The organism is Amycolatopsis methanolica 239, from assembly GCF_000739085.1.
GTDB lineage: Bacteria > Actinomycetota > Actinomycetes > Mycobacteriales > Pseudonocardiaceae > Amycolatopsis_E > Amycolatopsis_E methanolica.
Genome location: NZ_CP009110.1, coordinates 4,422,989 through 4,436,599, shown reverse-complemented (window position 1 = coordinate 4,436,599; position 13,611 = coordinate 4,422,989). Strand labels below are relative to the sequence as shown.

15 protein-coding genes are annotated in these 13,611 nt (G+C 72.9%); 4 read left to right on the top strand and 11 right to left on the bottom strand.

The window, feature by feature from the left end; genetic code table 11:
• Window positions 1-38: 38 nt before the first annotated feature.
• The 3 genes from AMETH_RS21530 to AMETH_RS21520 form a co-directional block, all read right to left on the bottom strand.
• On the bottom strand, window positions 39-800 hold the full coding sequence (locus tag AMETH_RS21530) for a maleylpyruvate isomerase family mycothiol-dependent enzyme (protein ID WP_017983226.1): 762 nt from the start codon (window positions 798-800) through the stop codon (window positions 39-41).
• Window positions 801-877: 77 nt separating this feature from the next.
• On the bottom strand, window positions 878-1,813 hold the full coding sequence (locus AMETH_RS21525) for a sensor histidine kinase (protein ID WP_017983225.1): 936 nt from the start codon (window positions 1,811-1,813) through the stop codon (window positions 878-880).
• Entirely contained in the window at window positions 1,810-2,649 is an 840-nt protein-coding gene (locus tag AMETH_RS21520; RefSeq protein WP_223842897.1) for an MEDS domain-containing protein, read from the bottom strand. Before AMETH_RS21520 ends, AMETH_RS21525 begins: the two co-directional genes overlap by 4 nt.
• Before the next feature lie 148 nt (window positions 2,650-2,797).
• Between AMETH_RS21520 and AMETH_RS21515 the strand changes: the two genes are divergently transcribed.
• On the top strand, window positions 2,798-3,175 hold the full coding sequence (locus AMETH_RS21515) for an STAS domain-containing protein (RefSeq protein WP_017983223.1): 378 nt from the start codon (window positions 2,798-2,800) through the stop codon (window positions 3,173-3,175).
• Between the two features lie 12 nt (window positions 3,176-3,187).
• Here the strand turns inward: AMETH_RS21515 and AMETH_RS21510 are convergent, their stop codons facing one another.
• Window positions 3,188-3,898, bottom strand: coding sequence for a TetR/AcrR family transcriptional regulator (locus AMETH_RS21510; RefSeq protein ID WP_017983222.1), 711 nt, complete (start codon window positions 3,896-3,898; stop codon window positions 3,188-3,190).
• A gap of 72 nt (window positions 3,899-3,970) precedes the next feature.
• On the opposite strand from AMETH_RS21510, the gene AMETH_RS21505 reads away from it, so the two are divergent.
• Complete coding sequence (locus AMETH_RS21505) at window positions 3,971-5,473, top strand: FAD-dependent monooxygenase (protein ID WP_017983221.1); 1,503 nt, start codon at window positions 3,971-3,973, stop codon at window positions 5,471-5,473.
• Window positions 5,474-5,552: 79 nt separating this feature from the next.
• On the opposite strand, the gene AMETH_RS21500 is transcribed toward AMETH_RS21505, so the two are convergent.
• Window positions 5,553-6,182, bottom strand: a complete 630-nt coding sequence (locus AMETH_RS21500) for a DUF4291 domain-containing protein (RefSeq protein WP_085929367.1) — start codon at window positions 6,180-6,182, stop codon at window positions 5,553-5,555.
• Window positions 6,183-6,219: 37 nt separating this feature from the next.
• On the opposite strand from AMETH_RS21500, the gene AMETH_RS21495 reads away from it, so the two are divergent.
• Window positions 6,220-6,795 (top strand): winged helix-turn-helix transcriptional regulator, encoded by a 576-nt coding sequence (locus tag AMETH_RS21495; protein ID WP_338059738.1) that lies wholly within the window; start codon window positions 6,220-6,222, stop codon window positions 6,793-6,795.
• Between the two features lie 154 nt (window positions 6,796-6,949).
• Here the strand turns inward: AMETH_RS21495 and AMETH_RS39300 are convergent, their stop codons facing one another.
• The 6 genes from AMETH_RS39300 to AMETH_RS21470 are packed head-to-tail and all read right to left on the bottom strand — an operon-like array spanning window position 6,950 to window position 13,012.
• Window positions 6,950-8,095, bottom strand: coding sequence for a M20/M25/M40 family metallo-hydrolase (locus tag AMETH_RS39300; protein ID WP_223842896.1), 1,146 nt, complete (start codon window positions 8,093-8,095; stop codon window positions 6,950-6,952).
• Window positions 8,092-9,078, bottom strand: a complete 987-nt coding sequence (locus tag AMETH_RS39295) for a ketopantoate reductase family protein (RefSeq protein ID WP_026153233.1) — start codon at window positions 9,076-9,078, stop codon at window positions 8,092-8,094. Before AMETH_RS39295 ends, AMETH_RS39300 begins: the two co-directional genes overlap by 4 nt.
• The gene (locus AMETH_RS21485) at window positions 9,071-9,829 is read right to left on the bottom strand and encodes an SDR family NAD(P)-dependent oxidoreductase (RefSeq protein ID WP_017983219.1); all 759 of its coding nucleotides are present in this window, start codon (window positions 9,827-9,829) and stop codon (window positions 9,071-9,073) included. Before AMETH_RS21485 ends, AMETH_RS39295 begins: the two co-directional genes overlap by 8 nt.
• Complete coding sequence (locus AMETH_RS21480) at window positions 9,829-11,115, bottom strand: MFS transporter (protein WP_017983218.1); 1,287 nt, start codon at window positions 11,113-11,115, stop codon at window positions 9,829-9,831. Before AMETH_RS21480 ends, AMETH_RS21485 begins: the two co-directional genes overlap by 1 nt.
• Window positions 11,112-12,008, bottom strand: coding sequence for a polysaccharide deacetylase family protein (locus AMETH_RS21475; protein ID WP_017983217.1), 897 nt, complete (start codon window positions 12,006-12,008; stop codon window positions 11,112-11,114). The genes AMETH_RS21480 and AMETH_RS21475 overlap by 4 nt, the downstream gene beginning before the upstream one ends.
• Entirely contained in the window at window positions 12,005-13,012 is a 1,008-nt protein-coding gene (locus tag AMETH_RS21470; protein WP_017983216.1) for an Lrp/AsnC family transcriptional regulator, read from the bottom strand. Before AMETH_RS21470 ends, AMETH_RS21475 begins: the two co-directional genes overlap by 4 nt.
• Before the next feature lie 199 nt (window positions 13,013-13,211).
• Here AMETH_RS21470 and AMETH_RS21465 point away from each other — a divergent pair, with 199 nt between their 5' ends.
• Window positions 13,212-13,592: an STAS domain-containing protein gene (locus tag AMETH_RS21465; RefSeq protein ID WP_017983215.1), complete on the top strand. Its 381-nt coding sequence runs from the start codon at window positions 13,212-13,214 to the stop codon at window positions 13,590-13,592.
• Window positions 13,593-13,611 lie beyond the last annotated feature (19 nt).

Genomic DNA, 13,611 nt, shown 5'->3' with positions numbered 1-13,611 from the left:
GCCCTCGGGACCTGATATCGGCGCTGTCGTGCCCAATCTCACGCCGCGGAGCGGGTGACGGCCGCCAGCGCCGCGCGCAGCCCGGAGACGTCCCCGGTCACCGGCAGCTGGTCGGCAGGCCCGCGCCCCCACAGCCACAGGTACACGTCCTCCGGCGCGCCGGACACCCGCCCGTCGGCGCTCCCCGCGGATTCCGGTCGCACCACGGGATTCCCGGTGCCCGACGGCATCCGAACCGTCCACACGTGACCGGCGCACCGCACCTCGAACACCTCGCCCGAGGCGTCCACCGAGACCGTCTCCTCGGGCGCGGGCCGGTTGCCCTCTGCCAGCCACACGGTCAGCACCTCGTCCACCCCGTCGGCCGCCAGCGCCGGATCCACCACCGGCGGCAGGCCCAGCGCCTGCTCCAGGTCGACCCGGTGCACGGTGAACTCGTGGGCCATCCGGCGGCGCCAGAACCCGTAGGTGCGGTCGGCGGGGAACCAGGTCTGGCAGGGAAAGCTCGGCGGGCGGCTGGCGAGGCTGCGGAACAGCCCGTCGGCCGCGGCGCGGAACCAGCCCAGCACGTCCTGCCCCGCGGGCGGTTCCCGTTCCCAGCCCAGCGGCAGGGTCTGGCTGTCCACCCAGTCGGTCACGCGGTGCGCGACCCCGCCGAGGTGGCGGACCAGCGCGCCTGCCGTCCACCCCGGACACGCGGGCACCGGAAGGTCCGGATCGGCCGGTGTGGCGAGGACCCCGATGCCGTGGATCTCGGCGCGCAGGGTGTCGAGGAGAAACGGCTGGTCGGGTTTCGTCATGACCCGCCGAACATACCGGGTGGGTGATCGTCGTGGGGGCCGGATCGGTTCCGAAGTGGACATCCCGGCCTGTCCTGTCACAAGGGCTTTCGGTCCAGCCGCATGCGCACCTGGATCGTCGTGCCGTGCGGCGCGCGATGGGTGCGGACCAGGTCGGCCAGGTCGTTGACGAGCAGCAGGCCGCGCCCGGACAGCTGATCGCGTACGGGCGGGCGGCGTCCGGCGAGTGGGTCGGTCAGCCGCCCGCCGTCGGTGGCGGAGCAGACCAGTTCCGCGCCCTCGCGCCACAGGCTCAGCTCGCACGGGGTGCCTGCGTGCAGCAGGCTGTTCGTCGCCAGCTCGGTGACGATCAGCTTGAGGTCCTCGGTGCGTGCCTCGCCCAGCCCGAACTCCAGCGCGTACGCGGCGACGGACCGGCGCGCGACGGACAGGTGGTCCGGCACCTGGACGCGGAAGGTCACCGCGCCCGCGGGCGGTTTCAGCTCGTCGTTGTACCGGGCGACCAGATCGTCCCACGCGTAGGTGTCGCTGCCGCGCCGCACACCACGCTCGGTGACCAGTGGATGCGTCATGTGCGCGTCGGCGATCGCGACCGGGTCGAGCGTCTTGGTGTCGTACGGGCACACGATGGTCACGTCACGGCCCGCGAAGGCCGGGTTGATGAGGGCCTCGTGCTGGGCGCACGCCGGGTACTCGACGGCGGACCGCCCGTCCCAGATGGGCTCGCCGATGATGCGCACGCGGGCGGCGTCGCGGTGCCGGTCGGCGAAGCCCCGCAGTACCTGGGGGATGACCCGGCCCGGATTGCGGCCCGCGACGCCCATGTCGAGCAGGTGCACGCGGCTCGCGTCGTCGCCGAGCGCCTCGCGCAGCAGCGACAGGTTGGGCTCCGGCACGGCGGCCGCCACCGGGTCGCCCGCCGCCAGGCCCTCGGTCAGGAACGGCACCAGCCCGTCCAGGTACTCCTCGGGTGAGCCGTAGAACAGGACCTCGTGCACGAACCCGGTGCTCATCGCGGCGCCTCCACGCGGATGTCCTGGAGCTTCAGGACCTCCACGACGCTCGCCGGCTCCGGGCGGGGAGCGCGCAGAACCACCTCGGCCGCGTGCCGCCTGGCGTGCTCGGCCAGGGCTAGCAGGTTGCGGTGGTCGATGAAGTCCAGGGTGGTCGCGTCGAGCACGAGCCGGCCGCCGACGGGCCGGGGGTCGACGTGGCCGAGCGCGCGGGGGAACAACTCGGCCGAAGCCAGGTCGAGTTCGCCGCCGAGGCTCGCGCAGCAGCCGCCGCGAGCCGAGGCGTGCAACCGGAAACCCGCGTGGTTTTCGTTGGCGCTCGGGTGGAGCGCGGACAGCAGCGCCAGGGTGGGCCGGTCCAGCTTCCGGCGGTCGTAGCCGCACAACGCGGAAAACGGGTGCACCGCGGAGTAACCGTCCGCGAGGTGCTCGAACCGCGCCAGCGAATTCAACCGCGTGGGTGACTGCAAAAGGCCGGTGACGTCGGCCGCCACCCGCAGGCCCCGGTAGCCGTCGGCCAGCGCCGCCTCGGTGGCCTTCGCGTAGGTCCGCAAGCGCACGTGCGGATCGCCGAGCGCGCCGAGGTCGTCGAGCGAGAGCACCCGCAGGGCGCCCCGGCGGCTGGCCTCGTCGCCGTCCACGATGCCGTCCAGATCCGCCATCAGGCGCGGCACCGGGCCGGTCCCGGCGTAGCAGACCCGCTGACCCAGGGCCAGACCCTCGGCCAGGAACTCCCGAACGCGGGACCGGAACTCGGCCGGGTCCTCGTAGCCCCAGCACAGGTGGTCGTGGCAGCCGAGGCCGCGGGCGTCCACCACGATTCCGGACCGTCTCATCGCGTCGAGCGTACCGCTCCGGGGCGGGCGGGACAGTGTCCGTCGCGCTCGGCGGTGGTGCTGCCGGAGGCGCGTCGACTACGCTGGGTTGGACGCGGTTCAGAGCGCAGCCGCAGAATGCTGTCGCCGAAGGGTAGGCGAGCGCGTCATGTCACGGGCTCCGCGTGTTCCGGAGGAATCCGCCGGACTCACCACATCCACACCGCTGCACGTCTCGGTCCGCTGGCCGGCCCGGGACATCGCCGTGCTCGCGGTCGGCGGCGAACTCGACCTGGCCACCGCCGCCAGGCTGGAGGCCGCGTTCCGGCGCCTGGTGGCGCGACGGCCGCGCGTGGTCGTGGTCGACCTGAGCGGGGTCGCGTTCCTCGGCTCGTCCGGGCTGGCCGCGATCACCGCCGCGCTCACGTCGGGTGTCGTGCTGCGGATCGTCGCGCCGGGCTCGCTGGCCCGGATCTTCGCGCTCACCGCGCTGGACAAGGTGCTCGACCTCTACGGCACCGTCGACGAGGCGCTGGCCGCGGGCTGACCGTCCGGGAATTCACGCACGCAGGGCCGCTTCGATCCCGGTGAGCAGGCATTCCAGGCCGAACTCGAAGCGGGTCGCGGGATCGACGTCGTCGGCCTCCAGTACCCGGCGGTTGAAGTGCGGGTAGCGGCCGGACTCCACGACCTGCCGGACGTAGGCGCCCACCCAGTTCCGCCACTCGTCCTCGGTCATGCCGGTGCGGCGCTGGACCTCCAGCTCGGCCAGCTCGGCGGACACCACTCCCAGCACGTGCGTGTTGATCGTGTCCACCACCATCGTCGCGAGCGTTGGGTCGCTGGTCATCCTGGAGACGACGCCGAGGTAGTGGTCGGCGCGGGCGATCACGTTGGGGCCGAGCGTCGGGTGGCGGGCCGCCTGCTGGGCGAGCCAGGGGTGCAGCAGCATGACGGCGCGCTGGCGGCGGGCCAGCTGGGCCAGCTCCGCGCGCCAGTCGTCGCCGGGCTCGGGTAGCGGCTCCTCGCCGACGATCGTGTCGACCATCAGCTCGAACAGCTCGTCCTTGCTGGCCACGTGCCGGTAGAGCGACGTCGTGCCGGTGCCCATTTCCGCCGCCAGGCGCCGCATGGACAGCGCGTCCAGTCCCTCGGCGTCGGCGATCGCGATGGCCGTCCGGACGATCTTCTCCTCGGTGACGACCGGCCGCGTCTTCGTGGTCCGGTCGCGCATCCAGACCATCGTCGGCGGGTTCTTCGCGGGCGGCATGGGCACAGCGTACTTCTCGGGTACAGTGTTCCCATGATCGGGAACGGTGTTCCCGATGGGAGGAGGGCGCTCATGTCGGATGTGGTGATCGCCGGTGGTGGGTCGGTCGGCCTGGCCGCCGCGGTGTTCCTGGCGCACCACGGCGTGCGCGCGCACGTGGTCGAGCGCCGCGCGGGTCTGTCGGAACACCCGCGGGCGCTCGGTCTCAGCCCGCGCACGCTGGAGTTCTTCCGCGAGGCCGGCCTGGGGGTGGAACTCGACGCGGTCGCCGTGCGGTCGACCGAGATGTGGAAGGCGGACGCGCGCACGGTCGCGGAGATCGACCGGGCGAACGCGCCGCGCCGGACGCCGTTCACGCAGCCGGAAACCTCCCCGGAGAAGCCCGCGGGCCACTACCCGCAGGACCGGCTGGACGCAGCGTTGCTGCCGGCCGCGCGCGAGCGGGGTGCGACGGTGGAGTTCGGCGTGGCCGTCACCGGGGTTACGCAGGACGCGGACGGAGTGTCGGTCGAGCTGTCCGACGGGCGGGTCCTGCGGACGCGGTACCTCATCGGCGCGGACGGGGTGAAGACCGCCGTGCGGCCGGCGCTCGGGATCGGCACGACCGGCCCCGGCGAAGTGGGGGAGCCGGTGCTGAACATCCTGTTCGAAGCGGACCTGACCGGGTTCTTCGGTGCGCTGCCGACGATGGTGGAGATCGGGCACCCGGACGTGCGGGGCATGCTGCTCAGTGTCGGCGAACGGCGGTGGGTCCTGCACACCGGCGCGCCGGGGGCACCGGAGGAACTCATCCGGACGGCGCTCGGGGCGGAGGTGCCGGTGCGGGTCATCGCCGCGAAGTGGTGGCGCGCGACGCTGCGGATGGCCGAGGAGTTCCGGGCCGGGCGGGCGTTCCTGGTCGGTGATGCCGCGCGGTCGGTCTCGCCGCTCGGGGCGTTCGGGCTCAACACGGGTCTGGCGGATGCGCACAACCTGGCGTGGAAGCTGGCGCTGGTGCTGGCCGGCCAGGCCGGTGACGGACTGCTGGACACCTACCACGACGAGCGGCACGCGGTGGCCGAGCTCGTGACGCGGCAGGCGGTGCTGCGCTGGGAGAACCCGCGGCTGCACTGGGACCCGGCCGCGGTGGCGGAGCGGGCGGCCGTCGGGGCGTGGCACGCGCCACTGGTGACGATGGGCTACCGGTACGACTCGGCGGCGGTCATCGACGCGGTCGTTCAGCCACCGTCCACAGAGGATCTGGTGGCGGCGCTGGATGGCGCCCCGGGATCCCGGTTGCCGCACCGGTGGACGTCACCCGGCGTGTCCACTCTGGACTTGGTGCGCTCCAGGTTCACGGTGTTCGCGGGTGCCCCTTCCTGGCGCGAGGCGGCGGAGAAGGCCGCCGCCCGGCTGGACGTCGCGATGGGTGCGGCGGTGGTGCCGGACGCGGACTGGTTGTCGGCGATCGGCATCGAGAACGGCGGCGCCCTGCTGGTGCGCCCGGACGGTTTCGTCGCCTGGCGATCGCCGGTCGCCGTGGCGGGTGGGGATGCGGTGCTGGAGTCGGTGGTGTCGCGCGTGCTGGACCGCTAGCCCCCGCCGGTTTCGTCGCCTGGCGGTCGCCGGTTGCGGTGACGGGCGGGGAGGCTGTGGTGGCGCGGGTGCTGGACCGTCAGTTGGCGTGGATGCCGTGGGGCGCGAGTGCTGGAACGTCAGCCGGCGCCGATGCGGGTGGCGAGTTCCGCGCCGACCGGGTAGGGGCCGCTCGGCGGGGAGGAGCGCGCGGGCCTCGTCGAGGCGGCGGTCCGCGCACCAGTGCTTCGAACACATGGGCGCGTTCCGTCTCATCGGTCACGCCGGTGATCCACTCGCCGACGTAGCTGTCGGAGGCCTCGCCTGCCAGGCCGATCTGGATGGCGCGCCGCGGGAGCGGCCGCAGGTGCAGGTCCTTGTCCGGGTCCCACTGGATGCGCACCGGGCTGGTGGCGAGTTCTCGCCCCCAGGCGGCGTCGCCGGGGTGGTGGCTCGGGTCGAACGCGGACAGGCACGAGTGCGCCAGCGCCCATTCGAAGCCGGCGCGGGTGATGGTCACCGCGAGGACCCGTTCCTGGCCGGGCTTGCGGGCCCAGCCGATGCGGTAGGCCATCCAGAGGAAGGACGGTTTGCCCCAGGTCATGCGTCCGCGCTTGAACGGCGGCACGAACGTGCCGGCGCGCAGGGCGGGCTCGGCGATCTCGGGGGAGTAGGCCTGGTACACGACGATCGTGTCGTCGTCGTACCGGGCGCGGATCTCGTTGCTCATGTGGGTGATCTTCGGGCATGGGCGCAAGCGGTTTTGCGTGCGAGACTGGGGCATGCTCTTCGACCGCGCGGCGATCGAGGGACTGGCGGCGGGTCGCGTCACGGTGGCCTTCCGCAGGTGGGACGCGCCCCGTGTGCGCCCCGGTTCGCGGATGCGCACCGCGGCCGGGGTGGTCGAGGTGACCTCGGTGGACGAGGTCGCGACGGTGACCGACGAGGACGCCCGGGCGGCGGGCTACGAGTCGGCGGCGAAGATGCCCGACCGCGGCTCCGGACGGCTGTACCGGATCGGACTGCGCGTGGCGGGCCCGGACCCGCGGATCGCCCTGCGCGAGACAGCCGACCTGACGGACGACGACCGCGCCGAGATCGGCGCCGCGTTGTGGCGGATGGACCGGGTGGCGGAGGTCCCGTGGACCGGCGCGTTCCTCAGGCTGATCGCGGACAACGAGGCCGTGCGGGCCGTGGAGCTGGCCGAGCGGGTCGGCCTGGCGCGCGACGTGTTCAAACGCCGCGTGCGGCGGCTTAAGGAGCTCGGCCTGACGGAAAGCCTCGAGGTGGGGTACCGCCTCTCGCCGAGGGGAAGGGCATTCCTCGAAGGCGGCGATGTCTGATCCCGCCGCGCCCCGCAGCCACTGGCAGCGCCTTTCCCGGCGACGCGGCCTCATGCCGGAGATCATGTGCCAGCCGTCCGCGGACCGGCGGCCGGGGGCCGGCAGCCGACCACTCGCGGCTGGGCGAACGGCCAGGATCCAGGCGCGGACAGCCTCAGGCCAGCGAGGCGAGCACTGCGGCGGCGAGGGCGCTCCGTTCCACCATGCCGCTCACCGACACGTGCTCGTGGCGTGCGTGGGCGCCGTCGCCGGTGGCGCCGAAACCGTCCAGCACCGGGACGCCCAGTGCGGCCACGAAGTTGCCGTCGCTGGCGCCGCCCACCGCGCATTCCCGCAGCGTCACCCCCATCTCCGCGGCCAGGTCCCGCGCCCGCGAGAACAACGCCGCGATCCCGGCCGACCGTTCCATCACCGGGCGGTTCCAGCCACCCTCCACGGTCACCGTCGCGCGGGGGTCGGCCGCCTTCAGCCCCGCCAGCGCCTCCTCGATCCGCGCCGCCTCGGCCGCGCTCGACACCCGCACGTCGACCTCGCCCCACGCGGAGCCCGCGATCACGTTCCCCCGCGAACCGCCACCGACCACGCCGACGTTCACCGTCGTCCCGGCCGTGAGGTCCGTCAGCCCGTGCAGCGCCAGCACCACCCGCGCGATCTCGTCCACCGCGCTCGAGCCCTTGCCCGGGTCGAGCCCCGCGTGCGCCTCCACCCCGGTCGCGGACACCCGATAGATGCCGACACCCTTCCGCGCGGTCTTCACTGCCCCGTCGGCCGCGGCCTCGAACACCAGCGCCGCCTGCACGCCGGCCGCCGACTTCTCGATCACCGGCCGCGACACCGGGCTGCCGATCTCCTCGTCGCCGTTCAGCACCAGCCGCACCGGCGGCCGCGGCAGCCCCGCCGCCTCCAGCGCCCGCAACGCCCACACCGCCTGCACCAGCCCGGCCTTCATGTCGAACACACCCGGCCCGGTCGCGATGTCACCGTCCACTGTGAACGGCCATTCGGCGAGTGTCCCTTGTGGCCACACCGTGTCGTAGTGGCACAGCAACAAAACCGGCGCGGCATCCGACCCCGCGTAGTCGTACACCCGGACGTCGCCGAACTCGCCGCCCTCGGTCACGCCCACCGACGCCGGCTCGCCGAGCCGCGCCCGCAGCCAGCCGTCCAGCCAGGACAGCCCGGCCTCCAGCAACAGCCGGTCGGTGCTCGGCGTCTCCAGCCCGGTGTACCGGCCCAGGTCGTCGACCATCTCCTCGCGGTGCGCCCGCACCCACTCGTGCAACGCACGGACATCGGTCACAGCATCCGCTCCAGTTCCGTCAGGTGATCTTCCGACATCAGCCTGCGTCCGCTCTCGACGTCCCGCAAGAGGGCGAGCACCGCCGTCAGCAACGGCACCCCGCCCAGCGCCAGCACCGGCCGGTAGTGGTGGTGCACCTCGACCGGCCGCCGCCGCACCGCGATGTCCCGCCAGATGCCGCTGCGGTCCTTCGGCTGGGTCCGCAGCCACGCCACCAGCCGGTCCGTCGCCGCCTCCCGTTCCGCGGACGACGCCGACGGCAGGTACGCGCCCGGGTCGAACTGGTCGAACGGCTCCAGCACCCGGTCACCTGCCGCGGCCAGCACCTCCGCCGTGATCGCGTGCATCAGCGGTCGGTGCCGGTCGATCAGGTCGGCCATCGGCGCGTCGGCCAGCGCCGTCGTGGCCAGCATCGCCCCGAAACCCAGCTTGGACCACAGGAACCCCTCGACGTTCGCGGTCGCCTTGGCCGGGCCCCACGCCTGCAGGTCCGCCACGATCCGCTCGACCCGCGGCGTGATCCGCCCATCCGGCTCACCCACCACCAGCGCGCCCGCGCCGCCGTCCTGGACCACGCCGGGCTCGACCACATCGGCGAACAGGTTCACGAACGCCCCCACCGTCCGCTCGGTGCCCACCGCCGCCGCGATCGCCTGCTCGTTCAGCCCGTTCTGCAGCGACACCACGAACCCGTCTTGGGCCAGCCGCGGCGCGAGCCACGGCAGGACCTGTTCGGTCGCCTGCGCCTTCACCGCCAGCAGTACCCGGCCCAGAACCGCCGGTGCCTCCTCGGGTGAACACGCCTCCACCGGCACGCACGCGTCGCCGCCGGGACCCCTCAGCACCAGCCCGCGGCGCCGGATCGCGGCGACGTGCGCGGCGTCGGTGTCGACGATCCGCACCGGGTGCCCGGCCCGCGCCAGGTGGAACGCCAGCGTGCCGCCGATCGCCCCGCCGCCGACGACCGTGTAGGGCTCAGACATGCAGACTCCCCTCCTGGACGGCGGTCGCGCCGTCCCAGTGCAACGGCAAACCGGGCGCGCCTGCGGTCGACCCGCCGTCCACGCGCAGCACCGCGCCGGTGATCCACGCGGCCTGCTCGCCGGCCAGCCAGTGCACCGCCTCGGCGATGTCGGCGGGCCGTCCGCGCCGCCCGAGCGGGTTGACCGACACCGCGGCCGCGTACTCCTCGGTGACCGGGTTCGCCGCGCTGTCCACGGTCACGAACCCCGGGCTGACCGCGTTGACCCGGATTCCGTGCGGGCCCAGCTCGACCGCGCACGCCTTGGTCAGCATCTCCAGCGCCGCCTTGGACGTGGCGTAGTGGGCCGCGCCAGGACGGGCTCGCGTGGCCGCACCCGAGGAGATGTTCACCACCACGCCGGAGCGTCCCGCGGCGACACAGCTCTGTCCGAACGCGACGGTCGTCAGCATCGCCGCGCGCACGTTGACGTCCTGCACCCGGTCCCATTTCGCGGCCGTCATCTCCAGCAGCGGCGTCGCCGGGTAGATCCCGGCGGCGTTGACCAGCACATCGACACCGGAGTCCACCAGCGACTCCGCGAACCGGGCGTCGGCCAGGTCGCCGACCCGGCACTCGGCGCCCAGCTCGGCAGCGACCGCCGCCAGCCGGTCACCGTCCACATCGGCCAGAGTCAGCCGGTCACCCCGGAACCGGGCGGCGATCGCGGCGCCGATCCCGCTCGCGGCGCCGGTGACGAGCACGTGCCGCACTACAGCTCCTTACCGTTCGTCTCCGGCATCGTCGTGTAGACGGCCAGGCCGATCACCGCGGCGATCGCCACGTACAGCCACACCAGGTGCCCGAACCCCTCGGCGTTCATCCAGGTCGTCACGTACGGCGCGGTGCCGCCGAACACGGCGACCGCCAGCGCGTACGGCAACCCGATGCCGGTCGTGCGCACCTCGGGCGGGAACTGCTCGGCCATGATCACCGCGCAGTTGGCCGAGTACCCGACGATCAGCACCATGCCGACGACCTCGATGAGCAGCAGCGTCCAGAAGTCCGCCGCCAGGAAGTGGAACGCCGGCCAGGAGAACAGCAGGAACCCGGCGGCGAACGCGGCCATCGTCGGCTTGCGGCCGATCCGGTCGGACAGCAGCCCGCCGAAGGGCAGCAGGATCAGGAACACCACGATCGCGAGCGTGTTGGCCAGCAGCGCCTGCCGCAGCGGGATGCCGGTCGTCAGGTGCGCGTAGGTCGGCATGTAGGTGACCCACACGTAGTAGATGAGCGTGCCGGCGATGGTCACGCCGGCGACCCGCAGCGCGGCCTTCGGGTGGTCGCGGAACATCGCCACCAGCGGGTTGCCGCGCGGCCGCTCCTTGATGCGGGTGAATGCCTCGGTCTCGTGCACCGAGCGGCGCAGCCACAGCCCGACCAGGCCGAGCAGACCGGCGACGCCGAACGCCACCCGCCAGCCCCAGCTCTGCAGCTGCGGCTCGGACAGCGTCGAGTTCAGCACCGTTCCCATCAGCGACGCGATCAGCGCGCCCGCACCGACCGAAACCTGCTGCCAGGACCCGGCGAACGCGCGCCGCCCGCGCGCCGCGGACTCGATGAGGAACGCCGACGACGACCCGAACTCGCCACCGGCGGAAAAGCCCTGCACCAGCCGGGCCAGCAGCAGCACGATCGGGGCGATCACCCCGATCTTCGAGTACGTCGGGCACACCGCGATCACCAGCGACGCGCCTGCCATCAGCGAGATGGTCAGCGTCAGGCCCTTCTTGCGGCCGTGCCGGTCGGCGTAGGCGCCGAGCACCGCGCCGCCGATGGGCCGCATCACGAACCCGACCGCGAACACGGCCAAAGTGGACAGCAACGCGGTGGTTTCGTTGCCGGGTGTGAAGAACTGCTTGGCGAACACCGGGGCGAAGGTCGCGTACACGGCCCAGTCGACCCATTCGACGGTGTTGCCGACCGCGCCGGCGACGATCGCCTTGCGCTGGGCGGGCGAGAGCCGGTGCTCCTGGGCGGTCGCGGCGTGGGTGGTCACGGTGCCTCCTGCTCGGCGAGGACGTGGGCGACGACCTGGGCGTGGGTGGCGAACCAGACGTCGTGGCCGCTGATGTGCTCCAGCAGCTCGGTCAGCACGGCCATCCGCGAGCGGTGGCCGATGATGTGCGGGTGCAGGGTCAGCTGGAACAGCCCGCCCTCGGCGTGCGCGGCGTCGAACTCGTCGCGCCAGATGGACAGCACCCCGCGCGGCGGTGTGTACGGGCGCAGCGACGCGAAGCGCTCCATCATGAAGTACGGCGCGTCGTCGCGGATCCACTCCACCGGCAGCTCGACGACCCCGGTCGGTTCGCCGTCCGCCAGCAGCTCGTAGCAGTCGTCGTCGGCCATCAGCGACGAGTCGTAGGCCAGCCCCAGCTCGCGGGTGATGGCCAGCGTGGCCGCCGAGAAGTCCCAGGACGGCGTGCGGATGCCGACCGGACGGGTGCCGGCCAGCCGCTCCAGCGTGTCCGCGGCGCGGAAGGCGAGGTCGCGCTCGGCCTCCGGCGCCAGGGAGGTGTTGCGCTCGTGGATCCAGCCGTGCAGGGCGACCTCGTGCCCGCCGTCCACATAGGACTTCACCTCGCCGTCGTGCAGCAGGGCCGACACCGCGGGCATGAAGAACGTCGCGGGCGCGGAGAACCGCTCCAGCAACCGCAGGATCCGCGGCACGCCGACGCGCGCGCCGTACTCGCCCTGCGCGAGCTTGCCCGGCAGCACCTCGCCGTCGCGCAGGGCGGGTGTCTCGTGGTCGGAGTCGAACGACAGCGCGACCGCCACGCGTGCGCCGCCGGGCCACGACGACGGGCGCAGGGGCCGTCCGGCCCGCACTCGTCCGACGTGCCCGCGCCAGGTGGGCTCGTCCCACTGCCAGGGGTGGAGCTGGTCGTTCACGCGTCCTCCAGGATGGTCCGGGGTGTGGGGGTCCAGGCGCGCTTGAGGGTCGACACCTGGAGCGTGACGTCGGCGGCCTGCAGCCCGGGCAGCGCGCCCACGACGTCGGTGGTGTGCCGGTACAGCTCGCCGTAGTGCCGCAGCACGACCTGGCCGACCAGGTTGAACCGGCCGGTCGTGGCGGACAGGTACCGCGTGCCGGGGTGGGCGGCCAGCTGCTGCCCCGCGGCGTCGAGGTGGCCGGGCAGCACCGACAGCCACAGCATGAACTCGACGGTGAAGCCGAGGATGTCCGGCTCGGCGAGGGTGCGGAAGCGCAGGCAGCCGCGCTTGACCAGCGAGTCCACCCGCCGCGCCGCGGTCGATTCGCTGCTGCCGACCTGCCGGGACAGCTCCTTGAACGACATCCGGCCGTCCTCGCCCAGCGCGGCGATGATCGCCAGGTCCAGCTCGTCGAGCTTCTCCGGCGGCCGCTCCCACAGCTGTTCCTCGAACGGCCGCACGTCTTCGCCACGTAGACCCGCGACCGCGTCCGGGCCCAGGACGCCGGAGTCCCAGTCGTGGTTGGACGTGAAGGTCCGCATCACGGCGAGCGTCTCGGTCTCCAGGACGTCGCCAGCGCCGGGCAGGCCGTCGAGCTGCAGCCGCGCCACGTCGGAGTGCGTCGGCAGCACCAGCTCGGCCGTGCAGTCGGCGCTGCCGGTGAGGACGCTGGCGTAGCGGGTCTCGGGGCGCGCCGCGACCGCCTCGGCGACCGAGCCCGCGGTGCCGGGCCGGCAGCGGAACCGGACCAGGACGGGCACACCGAGCCCGCAGCGCAGCACGTCCACCACGCCGATGACGCGCAGTTGCCCGCTCTCGGTGAGCTGCGCGGCACGGCGTAGCACGGTCGACTCGCTGGTGCTCGCGTACTTGGCCACGGCGCCCCACGACGCGCGGCCGTTGAGTTGCAACGCGGCGACGATCCGGCGGTCCAGCTCGCCAACCTTGACGTCATTCTGCATGAGGGCGATCGTCGGTGCAGGAAAACGTCATGTCAAGAGAAAATGTGGCGGAAACCTGCGCACAACACGGCGCCGTCAGCGTCGAGACGAGGCCAACGGGGACGAAACACCAGGTCGGGGCTGTTGAATCGGTGGACACCCCGCACCACCCGTGATAGGACAACCGCACCGGGCCTCGTGCGCAGGGGAGGGCAGCGGGATGTCACGAAGCACCTCCGCCGACGGTCTGCTCACCACCCGACGGGAGGTCCGTGGTTCCGCTGTCGTGGTGCACGTCGCCGGCGAGGTGGACTTCAGCTCGCTCGGGCACCTCCAGGAGGAGCTCAGCACCGCGGTGACCGTCGCGACCCCGCCCGCGCCCGTCGTGCTCGACCTGCGGGACGTCGAGTTCTTCGGCTGGTGCGGGCTGACGCTGCTGATCAACTCCGACGACCGGTGCACCCGCAACCACACGCCCCTGCGGGTGGTCGCGGCGAGCGGGACCGTGCTGCAGCCGCTGAAGCTCGCCGGACTGGACCAGGTGCTGCCGGTGTGCTCGAACCTGACCGACGCGCTGGCCCAGTCCACGCCGGTCGCGTGAGGGCGGTTCCACGGGCCGA

What these genes read in the sequence shown, in the direction of transcription:
- AMETH_RS21530 (WP_017983226.1), bottom strand. Translation starts at nt 800, where the DNA reads ATGACGAAACCCGACCAGCCGTTTCTCCTCGACACCCTGCGCGCCGAG.
- AMETH_RS21525 (WP_017983225.1), bottom strand. Translation starts at nt 1,813, where the DNA reads ATGAGCACCGGGTTCGTGCACGAGGTCCTGTTCTACGGCTCACCCGAG.
- AMETH_RS21520 (WP_223842897.1), bottom strand. Translation starts at nt 2,649, where the DNA reads ATGAGACGGTCCGGAATCGTGGTGGACGCCCGCGGCCTCGGCTGCCAC.
- AMETH_RS21515 (WP_017983223.1), top strand. Translation starts at nt 2,798, where the DNA reads ATGTCACGGGCTCCGCGTGTTCCGGAGGAATCCGCCGGACTCACCACA.
- AMETH_RS21510 (WP_017983222.1), bottom strand. Translation starts at nt 3,898, where the DNA reads ATGCCGCCCGCGAAGAACCCGCCGACGATGGTCTGGATGCGCGACCGG.
- AMETH_RS21505 (WP_017983221.1), top strand. Translation starts at nt 3,971, where the DNA reads ATGTCGGATGTGGTGATCGCCGGTGGTGGGTCGGTCGGCCTGGCCGCC.
- AMETH_RS21500 (WP_085929367.1), bottom strand. Translation starts at nt 6,182, where the DNA reads ATGAGCAACGAGATCCGCGCCCGGTACGACGACGACACGATCGTCGTG.
- AMETH_RS39295 (WP_026153233.1), bottom strand. Translation starts at nt 9,078, where the DNA reads ATGTCTGAGCCCTACACGGTCGTCGGCGGCGGGGCGATCGGCGGCACG.
- AMETH_RS21470 (WP_017983216.1), bottom strand. Translation starts at nt 13,012, where the DNA reads ATGCAGAATGACGTCAAGGTTGGCGAGCTGGACCGCCGGATCGTCGCC.
- AMETH_RS21465 (WP_017983215.1), top strand. Translation starts at nt 13,212, where the DNA reads ATGTCACGAAGCACCTCCGCCGACGGTCTGCTCACCACCCGACGGGAG.